General features: G+C 58.3%; 1 protein-coding gene. It reads right to left on the reverse strand.

The features are described 5' to 3' along the window. The coding region (locus IO30_RS45655; RefSeq protein ID WP_157853403.1) for a class I SAM-dependent methyltransferase at positions 1–307 on the reverse strand (307 nt) is incomplete at both ends.

The raw sequence follows: 307 nt of genomic DNA on the forward strand, positions 1-307 counted from the left end.
ACCCGAAAAACCCTCAACCGAATCCGCCAACGCAGGAAAATACTCCGGATCCAGCAACAACTCCCGCTCAGCCAGAACATCCTGCGCCACCGCCCGACGTAACACGTCCCCACCCACCACACCACGCGCCACCTGCACACCCGCACGGAAACAACGCAACAGCCGATAATTCCGCACATCCCCAACAAACACCACACCACCCGGAGCCAGCTTCCCCGCCAGACCCCGCAACACCCCAGACAAATAATCCACACCCGGGAAATACTGAACCACCGAATTCAGTACCACCACATCGAAGAACTTGTCC

This window comes from Streptomyces xanthophaeus (genome assembly GCF_000725805.1).
Lineage (GTDB): Bacteria > Actinomycetota > Actinomycetes > Streptomycetales > Streptomycetaceae > Streptomyces > Streptomyces xanthophaeus.